Origin of the sequence: Geothrix sp. SG200 (assembly GCF_022808935.1) — a bacterium.
GTDB classification, from domain to species: domain Bacteria; phylum Acidobacteriota; class Holophagae; order Holophagales; family Holophagaceae; genus Geothrix; species Geothrix alkalitolerans.
The window spans coordinates 234,058-249,682 of record NZ_JAKZFR010000007.1 but is presented as its reverse complement, the minus strand read 5'-3'; the positions used below and the strand labels follow the sequence as shown (position 1 = coordinate 249,682).

The window sequence follows — 15,625 nt, the reverse complement described above, 5'->3', positions numbered from 1 at the left end:
GCGGACGAACGGAAAGCCAGGACCAGCGGGAAGTGACGGTGATTGAATAACCCACTTTAGCGCGACGGGACCTTGGTGAAGTCATACCAGAAGCAGATTTGGCCGAGCCCGCCCACGTCGGCCTAACTAGACTTGGACGGCGAGGACGAAGAGGTTCGTAATCCGCCTAATCCGGTTTGAGAAGGATGTAATTGCTGATTTTACCGTGGAGCTATTGATCGGCGCAATTTGAATGGGCAGACCGGAAAACCACGGATGAAACGGGTTTTGGAGCAACTGAAGCCTATTGATTCGATGCAGGCCTAAAATTTAGAGCGTACTCCGCTGGTTGGGCGGCCTAACTAGATTTGGACGGTGGGGAGTCGGTGGTTGGGGGTTCGTCTAGTCCTGGGTGGGCTGGGCGGGTGGGGGTTGGGTCTTGGGGGGTTAGGCGTACTTGCGGGATGGGGTTGCGAAGCGAAAAAAAGGCGATAAATTCAGGAGACATTGGAGCATTCGGGGAATGGGGGCTGGGCAAGATTAGCGCAATAGGCGAACGAGGGCGATGGGGGTGGTGGTGATGTTGGGAGGTGTTAGGCAGACGGGTGGGGGACGGAACGAAGGGGCGGGGGGGCAGCCTCCTCGGCTCCTGGACCAGCTGCGGGAGCGCCTGCGGGTTCGGCACTACAGCCTGCGGACGGAAGATGCCTATGTGGACTGGGTGCGGCGCTTCATCCTCTTTCACGGGAAGCGCCATCCGCGGGAGATGGGGGCGGCGGAGGTCCAGGCCTTCCTGAGCCACCTGGCCGTGGAGCGGCATGTCTCGCCCTCCACGCAGAACCAGGCGAAGTCCGCCCTGCTCTTCCTCTACCAGGACCTGCTCAAGGTGGACCTCCCGTGGCTGTCGGAGGTCGTCCAGGCCAAGCGCCAGGCGCGCCTCCCGGTGGTGCTCACCCCTGGAGAGGTGCGCGCGCTGCTCGACCAGATGTCGGGCGGGATGGGCCTGGTGGCCCAGGTGCTCTACGGCACGGGCATGAGGCTGATGGAGGGGCTGCGCCTGCGGGTGAAGGACCTGGACTTCGAACGGCGGGAGATCGTGGTCCGGGACGGGAAGGGGGGGCGGGACCGCGTCACCATGCTTCCGGATCGATTGATCGAGCCCCTCCGGGCCCACCTGGAGCGGGTGCGTGCCCTGCACACCAGGGACCTGGAAGACGGGGCGGGAGAGGTGGCCCTGCCGGACGCGCTGGGCCTCAAGGCGCCCAGCGCGGCGCGCGCCTGGGGCTGGCAGTGGGTCTTCCCTTCGGCCCAGCACTCGGCGGATCCACGCTCCGGCGTCGTCCGGCGCCACCACCTCCACCCCGAGAGTGTGCAGAAGGCGGTGCGCCTGGCGGGTCGGACCGCGGAGCTGGTGAAGCCCGTCACGCCACACGTGCTGCGCCACAGCTTCGCGACCCACCTGCTGGCGGCGGGCCATGACATCCGCACGGTGCAGGAGCTGCTGGGGCACAAGGATGTCGCGACGACGATGATCTACACCCATGTGCTCAACCGCGGCGGCCGCGGCGTGGCGAGCCCGCTGGACGGGCTGTAATGTGTGCTTTGCCACAGATGAACACAGATAAGCACGACTAAGCTCAGGCCCCCATCCGTGTTGATCTGTGTTCATCCGTGGCTGACTTCATCTTTTCCGGAAGGAGTAGCCTCGTCCTCATGCACATGTCTGACCAGGCGTTCCGCAAGCTGGTGGATGAAGCGCTGGCGCTCGTCCCGGAGGAGTTCCGGCCCTACCTGGAGGGCGTGGCGGTGGTTCTTGAGGACTGGGCGCCGGACGCGCTGCTGGATGACCTGGGCGTGCCCGAGGACGAGACGCTCTACGGCCTCTACTCGGGCCGGGCCCTGACGGAGGGGCCGGCGCAATCCGGCGACCTGCCGCCCCGCATCACGATCTACCGGGGGCCGCTGCTGGAAGACTGCCTGGACGAGGACGACCTGCGGCTGGAGATCGCCACCACCGTCATCCACGAGATCGCCCACCACTTCGGCATCGGCGAGGACCGGCTGGAGGAGCTGGGCTGGGGCTGAGGCCCGCCGATCGTTGAAGCATTTCCGTCTATCGCCAAGCCACAGGCTGGAAAAGCTGGATCCGCAGAGAACACGGAGCACCCAAAGGGCGTATCTGCGATCTCTGCGTTCCTGGTCATCACGCGCTCAACGACTTAAATCACTGAAACCAGAGGTGAAACAAGTCCGGGTTCCGATCTCGGGCCGACGTTCTGCCGGGCGCCCTGGACGTGCGGGAAGGTCCGGTAAACTGGAAGGTCGGAGTTCGGAATGCTCAAGCGTCTGTGGTCCACCTTCAAGGGCAGCGTGGCCGGTTCCATGCTGGTGGCCAATGTCCTGGCCATTTTCTCGGGCATGATCCCCGTGGCCCTGGTGAAGCTCGCCCTGCCCTTCGGGGCGGTCCGCCGGGGCACGGACCGGCTGCTGAACGGCCTGGCCGAGGGCTGGATCGCCGTGAACGGGTGGTGGATGGCCCTGGTGCACCGCATCCGCTGGGATGTGAAGGGCCACGAGGGGCTGCGGCGCAAGGGCTGGTACCTGGTGAGCAGCAACCACCAGAGCTGGGTGGACATCCTGGTGCTGCAGAAGGTGTTCCACCGGAAGGTGCCCTTCCTGAAGTTCTTCCTCAAGCGCCAGCTGCTCTACGTGCCGGTGATGGGCCTGGCCTGGTGGGCCCTGGACTTCCCCTTCATGCGCCGCCGCAGCGGGAGCCGCTCGAAGGACCTGGCCACGGCGCGGAAGGCCTGCGAGAAGTTCCGGCAGATCCCCACCTCGGTGATGAACTTCCTGGAGGGCACCCGGTTCAACCGGGCCAAGCACGCGGCCCAGGGCTCGCCCTACCGGCATCTACTGAAGCCCAAGACGGGCGGCCTGGCCACGGCGCTGAGCGCCATGGGCGAGCGCTTCGACGCCCTGCTGGACGTCACCATCGTCTACCCCGAGGGCGTGCCCAGCTTCTGGGACTTCCTCTCGGGCAAGGTGAAGCAGGTGGTGGTGCGGGTGCGGGAACTGGAAATCCCCAAGGACCTGCTGGGCGGCGACTACGAGGGCGATCCCGCCTTCCGCGCCCGCATGCAGGCCTGGCTGCACGAGATCTGGGCCGAGAAGGACCGGAGGATCGAGGAGATCGTGGTGGGGATGCAGCCCCGCTCGGAGGCCCGTTCCTGACGAACAAGAGGCGCCGGAGGGCGCCTCTTGTTTCGCAGAGGGGCTTCGCCCCGGAGCTATCCGTTCACCTTCACGAACTGCTCCATGAAGTCCACGAGGGTCTTCACGTTCTCGACGGTGACGGCGTTGTAGGTGCTGACGCGGATGCCGCCGATGTCGCGGTAGCCCTTCAGGCCCACCATGCCGGCCTTCTTGGCCTCCTTCACGAACTGGTCGTCCAGCTCGGGAGTGGGCAGGAAGAAGTCCACGTTCATGACGCTGCGGTGGGCCTTCTCGGTGACGAAGCCCTTGTAGAAGCCGCTGTGCTTGTCGATGCAGCCGTAGAGCAGCTCGGCCTTCTGCTTGTTGCTGGCCTCGATGGCCTTCAGGCCGCCGATGCTCTTGTTGTAGGCCAGCACGTTGCGCAGGATGTAGATGCCGAAGGTGGGTGGGGTGTTGTAGAGCGAGTTCTTCTCGGCGTGGATCTTGTAGCGCAGGTAGCTGGGCAGGTCCTGGGCCTCGCACATCTCGAGGAAGTCCTCGCGGATGATGGTCAGCGTCACGCCCGAGGGGCCGAGGTTCTTCTGGGCGCCGCCGTAGATGAGGCCGAAGGGGCTCACGTCGAACGGGCGCCACATGATGTCGCTGCTCATGTCGCAGATGTAGGGCACGTCGCCGACCTTCGGGAAGTCATGCCACTGGGTGCCTTCCACGGTGTTGTTCGACGTGAAGTGCACGAAGGCGCTGTCGGGGCCCACCTTGATCTCGTCGGCGAAGGGCAGGCGGCTGTACTTCAGCTCCTTGGTGCTGGCGGCCACGCGGACGTTGTCGCCGCCCACGAGCTTGGCCTCCTTGGTGGCCTTCTCCGCCCAGTTGCCGGTGTTGATGTAGTCGGCCTTGCGGCCGCCGCGCAGCAGGTTCAGGGGGATCATGCCGAAAGACAGGTGCGCGCCGCCCTGGAGCAGCAGCACCTTGTAGTTGCTGGGCAGGCCCATCAGCTCCTTGGTGAGGGCGATGGCCTCCTCGTGCACCGCGTCGTATTCCTTCGACCGGTGGCTGACCTCCATGACGGACATGCCGGTGCCGGCGAAGTCCAGCAGCTCCTCCTGGGCGCGCTCCAGCGCGGGCAGGGGAAGCCCCGCGGGGCCGGCGTAGAAGTTGATCACGCGATGGGTCATGGGAAACCTCCAAAAGAATTGAACCGCGAATGGCGCGAATGAGCGCGAAGGGAAAATCAGCCAGCGAGGACCATGCGTTTCCAGTCCAGCTTTGGCGCTCCGAAGTTGGCCAGGATGGCGAGCGGGTGACCTGTCGCCTTCAAGTAGTGGATGGTCTGCGCCTGCTCAAGATCCCCAAGGCATTTGATGGCTTTCAGCTTGATGATGATCTGTCCGAATGCCAGGAAATCAGCCCGGTAGGTGTGGGGAAGGAGGATGCCCTTGTAACGCAGATCGATGGGGGCTTCACGCTGAAAGGGGATCCCACGCTGGGTGAACTCGATCGCCAGGGCGTCCCCATAGACTCCTTCCAGGAAACCGGGGCCCAGCACCGAATGAACCTCCATGGCGGCGCCCACGATGGCATAGGCCTCGTCCTTCAGGATGAGTTCGCCATTCGCGTCCATTCGCGCCCTTCGCGGTTCGCCTTTACGCTTTGAAATCCTGGAGGATGGCCACGACCTCGTCGCCGATGCGGCCGAGGTTCTCCTTGGAGCTGGCGCCGAGGTGGGGGGCCATGAAGACGTTGGGGGCGTGGAGCAGGGGGCAGTCCGCCGGGGGCGGGTCGCTGGGCCACACGTCCGTGCCGTAGGCGCGCACCTTGCCGCTGTGCAGGGCGGCGGCCAGGTCGGCATCCACCACGCACTTGCCGCGGCCGGTGTTGATGAGGACGACGCCATCCTTCACCTTGGCCAGGAAGGCGGTGTTGACCATGCCCCGGGTCTCATCCGTGAGGGGCAGGTGCAGGCTGATGACATCTGACTTGGCGGCCAGCTCGTCGAGGCTCACCAGCTTCGCGATGGGGTGCTCCTTGAGGTAGGGATCGTAGGCGATCACCTCCATGCCGAAGGCCTGGGCGCGCTTGGCCACCTCCGTGGCGATGTTGCCGGCGCCGACGAGGCCCAGGGTCTTCTTGAAGAGCTCCGTGCGCTTCAGCTCGCTCTTGAGGAACTTGCCTTCCTTCATGGAGGTGTGGGCCTCGATGAGGCGGGCCGGGATGGCCACCATGAAAGCCATGGCCATCTCCGCCACGGCCACGCTGCTGGCCCGGGGCGTGTTCATGGCCTTGACGCCCTTCTCGGCGCAGAGCTTCTTGTCCACGTTGTCCATGCCCACGCCGCCGCGGATGACGAGCTTGAGCGCGGGGGCCTTGGCCAGGAGGTCGGCGTCCACCTTGGTCTTGGAGCGGACGAGGAGGACATGGGCCTGCCCGAGGGTGGCCATGTCGGAGCTGACGGTGCCGAAGGCGGCGAGGCGCTCCGGCAGCTTGGCGTCAAAGGCGTCGGCGATGAGGGTGTGCATGCGGATCTCCGTTCAGCCTTCGTACATCCGGACCAGCAGCCCGGAGCGCAGCTTGGGTTCGAACCAGGTGGACTTGGGGGGCATCACTTCGCCGGCGTCGGCCACGCTCATGAGCTGGTCGAGGGAGGTGGGATACAGGGAGAAGGCCACGGCGTAGCCCTCCTTCACGCGGCGCTCCAGCTCGTCCATGCCGCGGATGCCGCCCACGAAGTCGATGCGGGTGTTGGTGCGGGGATCGTCGATGGCGAGGATGGGCCCCAGCAGGTTCTCCTGGAGGATGCTCACGTCCAGGCCGCGGACGGGATCGCTGGCGGGGTAGGTGCCGGGCTTGGCCTTCAGCTCGTACCAGGCGCCGCCCAGATACATGCCGAAGGTGGTGGGGGCCTTGGGGCTGCGGTGGGCGGCGGGGGCGACGTCGAAGGTCTCGCGCACCTTGGCCAGGAAGGCCTCCTGGCTGAGGCCGTTGAGGTCCTTCACCACGCGGTTGTAGTCCATGATCTTGAGCTGGTCGTGGGGGAAGACCACGGCCATGAAGCTCTCGAAGGGCTCGTCGCCGGTGGCGGCGGATCCTGCGGCGGCGCGGCGGGCCTGGCCGTAGCGGATCGCGGCGGCGGTGCGGTGGTGGCCGTCGGCGATGTAGAGGGCGGGCACGCCGTTGAAGAGGTTCACCAGCTCGCAGATCACGGGCTCGCCGGTGACGACCCACACGGTGTGGCCGATGCCGTCCGGCGTGACCACGTCGTAGACCGGCGGCAGCTTCCGGATGTCATTGACGATGTGATCGATGTAGGGGACGGCCTTGTAGGTGAGGAAGACGGGCTCGGCGTTGGCGTTCTGCTCGGTGACGTGCCGGGTGCGGTCGTCCTCCTTGTCCTTGCGGGTGAACTCGTGCCGCTTGATGGTGCCGTTCTCGTACTCCTGCACGGAGCAGAGGCCCACCAGGCCCGCCTGCACGTGGTCGCCCATGCGCTGCTGGTAGACGTAGAGGCTGGGCAGGCCCTCGTGCATGAGGGTGCCCTTCTCGATCATGGCCATGAGGTTGGCCACGCCCTTGGCGTAGACCTCGTCGGCGTGGACGTCCGTGCCCGCGGGCAGGTCGATCTCGGGCCGGCCCACGTGGAGGAAGGAATGCGGGTTCCCCTTCGCCAGCTCGGCGGCCTCCTGGGTGTTCACCACGTCGTAGGGCACGGCGGCGACCTGGGCGGCGAGCTCGGGCCGGGGGCGGTAGGCGCGGAAGGGCTTCAGCTGGGACATGGACACCTGCCTGGGAAGGGGGCCCCTCGGGGCCGCACACGCGCCATTATTCCCCGGTGGGTGCCCTTTGGCTCCCCCGGCCGGCCGGTTTTGACGAAAGTCCCATACCTGCACCCCGGGAGGCGCGAACTGTCAAATTCCGGGGCGGCCCGCAGACGGGTCCGGATCGCCCTCGGGCCCCAGGGAATCGCTGATCAGGGCCACGTTCAGGAGCAGCTCGGTGAGGGGGGTGTCGATGGTCCGCTCCACCCGGCAGGTCTCCACGAACTCGATGTCCGGGCGGTCCCAGGTGAGGATTTCGTAGACCGCAGGGAAGCCGCTCTGGTCGCGGTAGGCGGCGTGGATCACCTCGCCGCGCTTGAGGTAGAGGAGCCCCATGCCGGCCTGGGACCTGACCGTGAGGGTGCAGGACTTCTGCTCCCAGGCCAAGAGCTGGAGGATGCTGCCGAGGGTGAGGCCCCGGATCACGCCCACGGGCTCGGCCTGGACCGCCGTGCGGATCACCTCCATGAGGTGCCCCAGGCGGAGCGGCTTGGAGAGGATGCGGACGGCCCCCAGGTCCAGGGGGGTGTTCAGGTGCTGGCCCTCGTCCAGCCCCGTCATGACGATGACGGGGATCTGGGGGTAGAGCCGGCCCACCTTGGTGATGAGGTTGAAGCCGTCCATGACGGGCATGTCAAGGTCGGTGACCAGCACGTGGACCGCCTCCTGGCGGAGCACTTCCAGGGCCTCCTGGCCGTTCGAGGCCGCGAGGATCCGGAAGCCCTGGAGGCCCTTCAGGCCAGCCCGGTAGAGGCTGAGCGTGGCCCGGTCGTCCTCCACGACAAGCAGGGTGCGCCCAGGGGCGTCGAGGTCGGGACGGAGGCGGGAATGGGCGGCTGGGTTCATGGCACCTACATTCAGGATACCGTCACCGGGCCTCTCCCTTGGGAATTTTACGCGCCGGCGTGGGCTCCTTGGCGAGGATGGCCAGGGCCTCGGCGGCGTCCACGGGGTGCCGGGCCTCCCAGTCCATCACCCAGGGGGGCAGCTCAGCGTCCTCGTAGTCCCGCACCTTGCGGTGCCAGCTCACGAGGGACTGCACCATGGCTTCATGGAGGTTCTCGGCCTTGGGCGGGATGTGGCCCTCCCAGATGGGCTCGTGGAAGTACGTCCGCAGGGTGGCCTCGACGGGCTTGCCCCACACGGCATAGGTGCGGTCCAGGGGGCCGCCGATGGGCTTCCGGTTGAGGTTCTCCCCGTAGAGGTAGTAGAACACCGCGTCGCCGTCGCTCCAGTGCCGAAGCACGCCGAAGGCCCCCTTGAGCAGCTCATTCTGGAGGGCCAGGTCCACGGGCTTGTCCGTGCGGAAGTCCCAGGGGCCCACGTGGGCATGGGCCACGCTCGGGTAGCCCACCTCGGTGATCATCACGGGCTTGGGGCCCTTGGCATCCGCGAAGCGGGCCGAGAGCGTGCGGGCCTTGTAGACGATCCACCACCAGGCGTCGCGGATCTGGTCGTGGGTGGGGTACTCGTCGTACTTGGCGATGGGGTCGTAGGTGTTGATGCCGATGACATCCAGGCAGTCGCCGAAGGTGAAGCTGTCATGGCTGTCGAAGTTCACGCTGTAGACCAGCTTCCCCTTGAAGACCTTGCGCACCTCGGCGGCCAGGGCCCGCCAGCGGTCCGGAAAGCGGTGGGTGGAGGCCATCTCGGTGCCGAGGCTGTACCACTCCACGCCGCCCTCCTGGGCCAGGGCCGCCAGGCGCACGTTGAAGTCCGTGTAGTTCCGCCACCACAGGTCCCAGTCGGATGGCTCGATGTTGCCGCGCCACCAGTCGGCGTTGTCCGCCTCGTCGCGCAGGTTGATGGTGGGGAAGAACATCATGCGCAGGCCCCGGACCTTCGCCTCGTGGAAGGTGCGGCGCAGGCTCTCTTCCGTGGGGCTGGAGGTGGGATGGCGCCTGATCTCGTTGCTGTGGCCCGTGTCCATGCGGTAGATGGCCTGGAGGCTCACGCAGGTGGCGCCCGTGGCCGCGATGCGGTCCAGCTCCTCGTGGTAGTCGTAGTCCGGCATGCCGGCGTAGAGCCCCAGCACCATCCCCCGGGGCTGGGGCACCAGGGCCTTCCGCTGCATGCGGCGGACGAGCAGCAGGGTGACGGGCAGGCCGAGGATGGCCAGGAGGACGAGGGTGCGACGGATCATGCAGTTGCTCCAATCTCCAGCCTAGCGGCTGGGGCTTGGAGTACGGAACTGCTACGCAATTACGCGTTTTTCTTCCACTCGCGGAGCGAAGCTCCGAGAGCGGGCCACATGGCGCAGCCTCCTCGCCGGATCCTCGCTTCACCGCCCTGCCCGCAGGGCGTTCCGCGATCCGACGGTCGGCTAGGTCCGTTCCACCCGCACCTGCACGATCCGCGTCCCCTCCATCCGGAGCACCGTGAGGCGGGCGCCTTCGACGTCCACGGCTTCCTGGGGGCGGGGCACGCGGCCCAGGCGGGCGAGGACGAGGCCGGCCAGGGTGTCGAAGCCGTCCCGCTCCCAGGCGAGGCCCAGCCGTTGGGCCACGTCATCCACATGGGCCTGGCCCGAGACGACGTAGACACCGGGGGCCTGCACCACGAGGCCCGAGGGGGCCTCGTGCTCATCCTGGATCTCGCCGAAGACCTCCTCCAGCAGGTCCTCCATGGTGGCCAGCCCCGAGAGGCCGCCGAACTCGTCCACCACGATGGCCAGCTGGGTGCGGGTGCGCTGCATCTCCCGCAGCAGGTCCATCACGGGCTTGCTCTCGGGCACGAAACGGGGGGGCTTGATGAGCGTGGCGAGGGGGGGCTGGTCGCCATCCGGAAGCTGGATGAGGTCCTTGAGCAGGAGCACGCCGCGGATGTGGTCGATGCTGCCTTCGTAGACGGGCAGCCGCGAGTGGCGGGTCCGCGTGAAGGTCTGCCAGGCCTCCTGGATGCTGGCCTCCAGGGGAACGGCGGCGATGCGGGTGCGCGGCGTCATCACCTCCCGCACGAGGGTGTCGCCGAAGGTGACGACGTTGCGGATGAGCTCCCGGTCGCCGGCTTCCAGGATGCCTTCGGCCTCGCCTTCCTCGAGGAGCGCGGTGACGGCCTCCTCCGTGGCGTCCTCGGGATCGGCGTCCTTCGCGCGCTCCTGGGAGCGCCGCTCGATGAACCGGGCCACGGGGTCCACCAGGGGGGCCAGGAGGGGCTGGATGGGCGCGTAGAAGGGGAAGAGGCGGATCAGCCAGCGGCCCGGATCGGCGGAGGTGAGGAGGGCGGGCAGGGCCAGGTCCATGCCCCAGAGCCCCGCCAGCACCAGGAGGCCCAGGGTCCAGCCGCCGCCGGGAAGGATGGACCGGAAGGGCCAGAGGAGGCCCAGCAGGACCAGGAAGAGGGCCTTGTTCCAGAACTCCAGGCCCAGGCCCAGGGTCCGGGGCCGCTCCAGGAGCGCCGCCAGGTGCGGGTCGCGGATGGTGTCCTCCTCCAGGAGCCGGCGGCGCTGGAGCGAGGGCAGGGCGTGGAAGGCCGATTGCAGCGCCATGGTGGTTCCCCGGTAGAGGAGCACCGCCAGGGCGGCCAGAAGGAGCCAGGATGTGGGGGCGCTGCCGCCGGATTCAGCCATGATTGGATTGATTCTAACGGGTTTCCGTGGCCGCTAGCGGCTTCAGTCGCCGAGGACCAGCGGCTTCCGCCGTCGGCCGCTATCGGCTCCCGCCGCGGGCCAGGATCTGCCGGGCCAGGTCGGCCTTGGCTTCGTCGCTGAGATGGAGCTTCCGGCGCCCGGCCTCGCGGAAGTATTCCTCCGGGTCGCGGCAGAGGCCATCCGGCGTGGGCGGCAGGCCCTTGCGGGCCCGGGCGGCGTTCAGGAAGCCGTAGGGTTCCTTGGCCAGCTCGGGGCTCTGGAGGAAGTGGCGGAAGGTCCACCAGCCGCCCAGCACGAACCAGACTCCCAGCACGGCCACGGCGCGGTGCTGGAGGCGGCGCATGAGGTCCGGCGTCTTCCGCACCTTCTGCCACCAGACGCCCACGGCGAGGTTGAGGGCGATGATGAGGGCCGTCATCGACAGGGTGCCCGCCCAGCCCAGGCCGCCCCAGCCCCAGCCTGTGAGGGCCACCACCGCGGGGGCCAGGAGGACGCTGAAGATCAGGTTGAGGTGCAGCATGTAGAGCAGCAGCGATTCCCGGCTGGCGGCGTCGATGGGATTGGGGCCCCTCCAGCGCGGACGCAGCAGGTCCACGGCACCCATGAGGGCGCCGCCCAGGAGGATCCAGCCCAGGCGGGCCGCCACGCTGGGCAGGGTGGCGTTGGAGATGGCCCCCAGCTCCGCGTACGTGAAGGCCCCCGACTTGCTGTGCAGCATCCAGACACCGTTGTGCTGGAGCCAGGTGCCGCCCCAGAGCCAGGCGTGCTGGGCCGAGGCGCCCCAGGCCAGCAGCATGGCGCCGAGGACGGCCAGGCCGGCGAGGAAGCGCGCCTCGCTCCAGCGGGCCTTCCCTTCCGCTTGCATCACGCGGAAGTGCCGGTAGAGCCCTCCCAGGAAGGCGCCGAAGGCCGGGAAGGCGAACCAGGGGAACAGGGGGAACAGGGCCTGCACGCCGCGGTCGGGGTTGCCGTTGAAGAGTCCGCGGATGGGCAGCCACAGGCCGTCCGCCACGCCGGTGGCCCAGAGGGAGGGCGAGACCAGGGGCACGAAGATGGCGAGGGCCAGGGCCAGGACCGTGAAGACCCGCGGGTTCCGCACCAGCCGTGCGAGGCCCTGGAGGACGAGCAGCGAGAACACGATGCACTGGAGCACGTCGATCTTGAAGAGCTCCCGGGCCTTCTGGGCGGTGTTGAGCACCGTCCAGTCCGCGGCCGTGATGCCCGGGGCGTGCAGGGCGTAGGCGCAGAGGAGGATGAAGCCCAGGCGCCGGGCCGTGTCCGGCCAGAAGGGGCGCAGCGTGCCGTCCGTGCGGAAGGTGGAGATCACCAGGCTGTAGCCGGCGGCCAGGGTGAAGCTGGGCGCCACCAGGCCGTTCAGGTAGTTCAGCCAGTCCGGCCGGAGACCGGCGTGCAGCCAGACGTTGACCGCATGGACCTCGATCATCACGATCACGGCCCAGCCCCGCAGCTGGTCGATCCAGTCGCAGCGCTTCGACGGGGTCAGGTCATCCCAGATGGACATAGACGATTCCTAGCTGGCCTGCTGCCTCATGACGCTGTGCTTCTTCCCGTAGAGGAAGTAGATGACGAAGCCGAGGGCCAGCCAGGTGATGAGCCGCCACCAGTTGGCCGTGGGCAGGGAGAACATCAGCAGGAGGCAGGTGAGCACGCCCATGACGGGCACGAAGGGCACCCAGGGGCAGCGGAAGGGCCGCTCGGCCTCGGGATGCTTCTTGCGCATGATCAGCACGGCGGCGCAGACGATGACAAAGGCCAGCAGCGTGCCGATGTTCGCCAGGTGCAGCAGGGCGTCGATGGGCAGGAAGCCCGCCAGGGTGCCCACGAAGATGCCGATGAGGATGGTGGACTTCCAGGGGGTGCGGAACTTGGGGTGCACGTCGCCGAAAGTGGCCTTGGGCAGCAGGCCGTCCCGGGCCATGGCGAGGAAGACACGGGGACCGCTCAGCATCATCACCAGCAGCACGGAGGTGATGCCCGCCACGCCCGCGGCGGCGATGATGCCTTCCGCCCAGCCCAGGCCCTTCTGGCTGAAGGCGATGGAGACCGGCGCGTTGATGTCGAGCTGGTCGTACTTCACCATGCCCGTGAGCACGGCCACCACAGCGATGTAGAGCACCGTGCAGAGGATCAGGGACACCACGATGCCGATGGGCACGTCCCGCTGGGGGTTCTTGGCCTCCTCGGTGTGGGTAGAGACGGAGTCGAACCCGATGTAGGCGAAGAAGATGATGGCCGCGCCGGCCAGGGTTCCGATGGGCGCCCCCGCCGGATCGGTCTGGCCCGCCACGTGGTGGCCGAAGACGTTCAGGCCGGTCCAGCCGAAGGGGGCGAACGGATGCCAGTTGGCCGGATCGATGAAGAAGGCGCCCACGCCGATGACGAAGAGCACGGCGGCAACCTTGATGGCCACCATGGCGGCGTTGAAGTTGGCGCTCTCATGGATGCCCTTCACCAGCACCGCCGTCACGATGGCCACGATGATCAGGGCCGGCAGGTTCATGGCGGCGCCTGTGGAGGCGAAATGCCCCGTGGCCGGGTCGTACTTCCAGGGGCTCTCGCTCAGCAGCTTGGGGATGTGGATGCCGATCTTGCTGATGGCGCTCTGGAAGTAGGCGGACCAGCCCGTGGCCACGGCGGCGCTGGAGACGCCGTACTCGAGGATGAGGTCCCAGCCGATGATCCAGGCGAACAGCTCGCCGAGGGTGGCGTAGGCGTAGGTGTAGGCGGAACCCGCCACGGGCACCATGGCGGCGAACTCGGCGTAGCACAGGGCCGCGAAGATGCAGGTGATGCCCGCCACCACGTAGGAGAGCATCAGCGACGGGCCCGCGATGTTGTGGGCCGCGGCGCCCGTGGCCACGAAGATGCCGGCGCCGATGATGGCGCCGACGCCCAGGGACGTGAGCTGCACGGGGCCGAGGATGCGGCGCAGGCGGTTTTCGCCTCTGGCTTCTTCGAGGAGCAGGGCCAGGGGCTTCCGGGCGAAGACCTGGGAGGTGGGGCGGGATTCGGTCGACATGAACAAAGCTCCATGCGATCCGGGACGGGGGCCCGGAAGGGAATTCCAGGATGATGGGCCAGGGGGCTTCCGGCGATGCTAGCACCGAATGGATCTCGGTAAGATGCCCCCCATGCTTCCGACGACCTTCCTGGACGGCCTCGCGCGGGCGCGGGGTTCCCTGCTCCTGTGCCGGGGTTGCCTGGGGTCCGTGGACGCGGAGGCCGAGGCGGGCCTCTGCGCCCGCTGCTGGCAGGGCCTGCAGCCGCTCCCCGAGGGCCGCTGCGGGCGATGCGCCCTGCCGCACGCCGAAGGCCCCTGTCCGGAGCCGGTGGCCTGGGAGCTGGGCGAGGCCCTGTGGGACTACCACGGCGGGCGTCCGCCCTTCGGGGCGCTCGTGCTGCCGGGCATCAAGCGGGGCGAGACGGGGTGGCGGAGGGCCCTCCTCCGGCACCTGACCCTGGCGGCGCTGCCGGATTGGGTGCAGGAGGTGGACCGGGTGACCTCGGCCCCCAGCGCCCTGCCGCGCCGCTTGTGGCGGGGATTCGATCTGGCCGCCGAGGCCGGGCGGGTGGTGGCGGACCGTGCCGGCCGCCCCTATGAGCCCCTGCTGGCCAAGGGCTGGTGGCGCGGGCGCCAGGCCATGCGCACGGAGAGCGCCCGTCGCCGTCTGCCACGGAAGGCCGTCGCCCTGCGGCGGGGTGCGTTGCCGGGCGGAATCGTGCTGCTGGTGGATGACGTGTGGACCACCGGCACCACCCTCCTGCGCTGCGCCCAGGTCCTGAGGGAGAGCGGGGCGGACGAGGTGCGGGTGCTGGCGCTGTTCCGGGCGATGTAGGTTTCAGCTATCAGCTATCAGCTGTCAGTGGCTGGCCAGCGGCTGTCGCATCGGCACCGAGCCTCCCGCGGCCCGAAGGTAGGAGGCGGGCCAGGCGATCTCGGCGCCCATGGCCTGGGCGGCGTGCAGGGGCCAGCGGGGGTCGCGCAGGAGCTCGCGGCCCAGGAGGACGAGGTCGGCGGATTCCTGGGCCAGGATCTGCTCCGCCTGCTCGGCGCCGGTGATGAGGCCCACGGCGCCGGTGGGGAGGCCGGCCTCGGCGCGGATCCGGGCGGCGAAGGGCACCTGGTAGCCGGGGCCCAGGGGGATCTCGGCGCGGGGCACGAGGCCGCCGGAGGAGCAGTCCACCAGGTCCACGCCGAGGTCCTTCAGGTCCTTGGCCAGGGCCACGGACTGGTCGAGGGTCCAGCCGCCCTCCACCCAATCGGTGGCGGAGATCCGCGCCAAGAGGGGGACCTCCTCGGGCAGGATGTTGCGCAGGGCACCCACCACCTCGCGGACCAGGCGCGTCCGGTTCTCGAAGGAGCCGCCGTAGGCGTCGGTGCGGTGGTTCGACAGGGGCGACAGGAACTGGTGCAGCAGGTAGCCGTGGGCGGCGTGGACCTCGATGACCCGGAAGCCCGCGGCCACGGCGCGGCGGGCCGCGTCCATGAAGGCTTCGATGAGGGCCAGGATCCCGGGCTCATCCAGGGCCTCGGGCACCGTCCAGCCCGCATCGAAGGGCAGGGGGCTGGGGGCGACGGGGGTCCAGCCGCCCGCCGGGGCGGGCAGGCTCCCGCTGCCCTTCCAGGGCGCCGGGTTCGAGGCCTTGCGTCCCGCGTGGGCCAGCTGGATGCCCGGCACGGCGCCCTGGGAGGCGATGAAGTGCGCGATGCGGGCAAGGGCCTTGGCCTGGGCATCGTTCCAGAGGCCCAGATCATCGGGACTGATGCGGCCCTCCGGCACCACCGCCGTGGCTTCCGTGATCACCAGCCCCGCGCCCCCCTGGGCCAGGCCTCCCAGATGGACCAGGTGCCAGTCATTGGCCAGCCCGTCCGTGGCCTGGTACTGGCACATGGGCGACACCGCGATGCGGTTGGGCAGCGTGAGGCCGCGGAGCGTGAGGGGTTGGAAGAGGCGGGTCATGGGACCTCCCGGACGATCGAGCCTACCTGAGGTGGGAGGGGTTCGATGAC

14 protein-coding genes are annotated in these 15,625 nt (G+C 68.3%); 4 read left to right on the top strand and 10 right to left on the bottom strand.

Going from position 1 to position 15,625, the window contains the following annotated elements; genetic code table 11:
• The first annotated feature begins 559 nt into the window (after nucleotides 1-559).
• The 3 genes from ML539_RS14390 to ML539_RS14380 all read left to right on the top strand — a co-directional run bounded on the left by ML539_RS14390 (nucleotide 560) and on the right by ML539_RS14380 (nucleotide 3,210).
• On the top strand, nucleotides 560-1,573 hold the full coding sequence (locus tag ML539_RS14390; RefSeq protein ID WP_243324993.1) for an integron integrase: 1,014 nt from the start codon (nucleotides 560-562) through the stop codon (nucleotides 1,571-1,573).
• 125 nt (nucleotides 1,574-1,698) lie between these two features.
• Nucleotides 1,699-2,064, top strand: coding sequence for a metallopeptidase family protein (locus ML539_RS14385; RefSeq protein WP_347710770.1), 366 nt, complete (start codon nucleotides 1,699-1,701; stop codon nucleotides 2,062-2,064).
• A 249-nt stretch (nucleotides 2,065-2,313) separates the two neighbouring features.
• Nucleotides 2,314-3,210, top strand: coding sequence for an acyltransferase (locus ML539_RS14380; protein ID WP_243324988.1), 897 nt, complete (start codon nucleotides 2,314-2,316; stop codon nucleotides 3,208-3,210).
• A 56-nt stretch (nucleotides 3,211-3,266) separates the two neighbouring features.
• On the opposite strand, the gene serC is transcribed toward ML539_RS14380, so the two are convergent.
• The 9 genes from serC to ML539_RS14335 form a co-directional block, all read right to left on the bottom strand.
• Complete coding sequence (gene serC, locus ML539_RS14375) at nucleotides 3,267-4,367, bottom strand: 3-phosphoserine/phosphohydroxythreonine transaminase (RefSeq protein ID WP_243324986.1); 1,101 nt, start codon at nucleotides 4,365-4,367, stop codon at nucleotides 3,267-3,269.
• Nucleotides 4,368-4,423: 56 nt separating this feature from the next.
• Nucleotides 4,424-4,813 carry a GxxExxY protein gene (locus tag ML539_RS14370; RefSeq protein ID WP_243324983.1) on the bottom strand — a complete coding sequence of 130 codons (390 nt, stop codon included), beginning with the start codon at nucleotides 4,811-4,813 and terminating at the stop codon, nucleotides 4,424-4,426.
• A 22-nt stretch (nucleotides 4,814-4,835) separates the two neighbouring features.
• Entirely contained in the window at nucleotides 4,836-5,708 is an 873-nt protein-coding gene (locus ML539_RS14365) for an NAD(P)-dependent oxidoreductase (RefSeq protein WP_243324981.1), read from the bottom strand.
• A gap of 12 nt (nucleotides 5,709-5,720) precedes the next feature.
• Nucleotides 5,721-6,962: a DUF1015 family protein gene (locus ML539_RS14360; RefSeq protein WP_243317286.1), complete on the bottom strand. Its 1,242-nt coding sequence runs from the start codon at nucleotides 6,960-6,962 to the stop codon at nucleotides 5,721-5,723.
• 132 nt (nucleotides 6,963-7,094) lie between these two features.
• Nucleotides 7,095-7,850 (bottom strand): response regulator, encoded by a 756-nt coding sequence (locus ML539_RS14355; protein ID WP_243324979.1) that lies wholly within the window; start codon nucleotides 7,848-7,850, stop codon nucleotides 7,095-7,097.
• Nucleotides 7,851-7,872: 22 nt separating this feature from the next.
• The gene (locus ML539_RS14350) at nucleotides 7,873-9,147 is read right to left on the bottom strand and encodes a hypothetical protein (protein WP_243324977.1); all 1,275 of its coding nucleotides are present in this window, start codon (nucleotides 9,145-9,147) and stop codon (nucleotides 7,873-7,875) included.
• A 180-nt stretch (nucleotides 9,148-9,327) separates the two neighbouring features.
• Nucleotides 9,328-10,572 (bottom strand): hemolysin family protein, encoded by a 1,245-nt coding sequence (locus tag ML539_RS14345; RefSeq protein WP_243324975.1) that lies wholly within the window; start codon nucleotides 10,570-10,572, stop codon nucleotides 9,328-9,330.
• Nucleotides 10,573-10,651: 79 nt separating this feature from the next.
• A complete protein-coding gene (locus ML539_RS14340) occupies nucleotides 10,652-12,115 on the bottom strand; it encodes a heparan-alpha-glucosaminide N-acetyltransferase domain-containing protein (protein WP_243324973.1) in 1,464 nt (487 codons plus the stop codon).
• A gap of 9 nt (nucleotides 12,116-12,124) precedes the next feature.
• Entirely contained in the window at nucleotides 12,125-13,633 is a 1,509-nt protein-coding gene (locus tag ML539_RS14335) for an amino acid permease (RefSeq protein ID WP_243324971.1), read from the bottom strand.
• 112 nt (nucleotides 13,634-13,745) lie between these two features.
• On the opposite strand from ML539_RS14335, the gene ML539_RS14330 reads away from it, so the two are divergent.
• Complete coding sequence (locus ML539_RS14330; RefSeq protein ID WP_243324969.1) at nucleotides 13,746-14,450, top strand: phosphoribosyltransferase family protein; 705 nt, start codon at nucleotides 13,746-13,748, stop codon at nucleotides 14,448-14,450.
• 24 nt (nucleotides 14,451-14,474) lie between these two features.
• Here ML539_RS14330 and ML539_RS14325 read toward each other — a convergent pair whose 3' ends face one another.
• Nucleotides 14,475-15,575, bottom strand: a complete 1,101-nt coding sequence (locus ML539_RS14325; RefSeq protein WP_243324966.1) for an NADH:flavin oxidoreductase/NADH oxidase — start codon at nucleotides 15,573-15,575, stop codon at nucleotides 14,475-14,477.
• Between the last annotated feature and the right edge of the window lie 50 nt (nucleotides 15,576-15,625).

Bases quoted from the DNA above. Each gene is read 5' to 3' on its own strand.
- ML539_RS14330 (WP_243324969.1), top strand. From the start codon at position 13,746: ATGCTTCCGACGACCTTCCTGGACGGCCTCGCGCGGGCGCGGGGTTCC.
- ML539_RS14325 (WP_243324966.1), bottom strand. From the start codon at position 15,575: ATGACCCGCCTCTTCCAACCCCTCACGCTCCGCGGCCTCACGCTGCCC.
- ML539_RS14365 (WP_243324981.1), bottom strand. From the start codon at position 5,708: ATGCACACCCTCATCGCCGACGCCTTTGACGCCAAGCTGCCGGAGCGC.
- ML539_RS14335 (WP_243324971.1), bottom strand. From the start codon at position 13,633: ATGTCGACCGAATCCCGCCCCACCTCCCAGGTCTTCGCCCGGAAGCCC.
- ML539_RS14385 (WP_347710770.1), top strand. From the start codon at position 1,699: ATGTCTGACCAGGCGTTCCGCAAGCTGGTGGATGAAGCGCTGGCGCTC.
- ML539_RS14345 (WP_243324975.1), bottom strand. From the start codon at position 10,572: ATGGCTGAATCCGGCGGCAGCGCCCCCACATCCTGGCTCCTTCTGGCC.
- ML539_RS14340 (WP_243324973.1), bottom strand. From the start codon at position 12,115: ATGTCCATCTGGGATGACCTGACCCCGTCGAAGCGCTGCGACTGGATC.
- ML539_RS14355 (WP_243324979.1), bottom strand. From the start codon at position 7,850: ATGAACCCAGCCGCCCATTCCCGCCTCCGTCCCGACCTCGACGCCCCT.
- ML539_RS14370 (WP_243324983.1), bottom strand. From the start codon at position 4,813: ATGGACGCGAATGGCGAACTCATCCTGAAGGACGAGGCCTATGCCATC.
- serC (WP_243324986.1), bottom strand. From the start codon at position 4,367: ATGACCCATCGCGTGATCAACTTCTACGCCGGCCCCGCGGGGCTTCCC.
- ML539_RS14350 (WP_243324977.1), bottom strand. From the start codon at position 9,147: ATGATCCGTCGCACCCTCGTCCTCCTGGCCATCCTCGGCCTGCCCGTC.
- ML539_RS14390 (WP_243324993.1), top strand. From the start codon at position 560: ATGTTGGGAGGTGTTAGGCAGACGGGTGGGGGACGGAACGAAGGGGCG.
- ML539_RS14380 (WP_243324988.1), top strand. From the start codon at position 2,314: ATGCTCAAGCGTCTGTGGTCCACCTTCAAGGGCAGCGTGGCCGGTTCC.
- ML539_RS14360 (WP_243317286.1), bottom strand. From the start codon at position 6,962: ATGTCCCAGCTGAAGCCCTTCCGCGCCTACCGCCCCCGGCCCGAGCTC.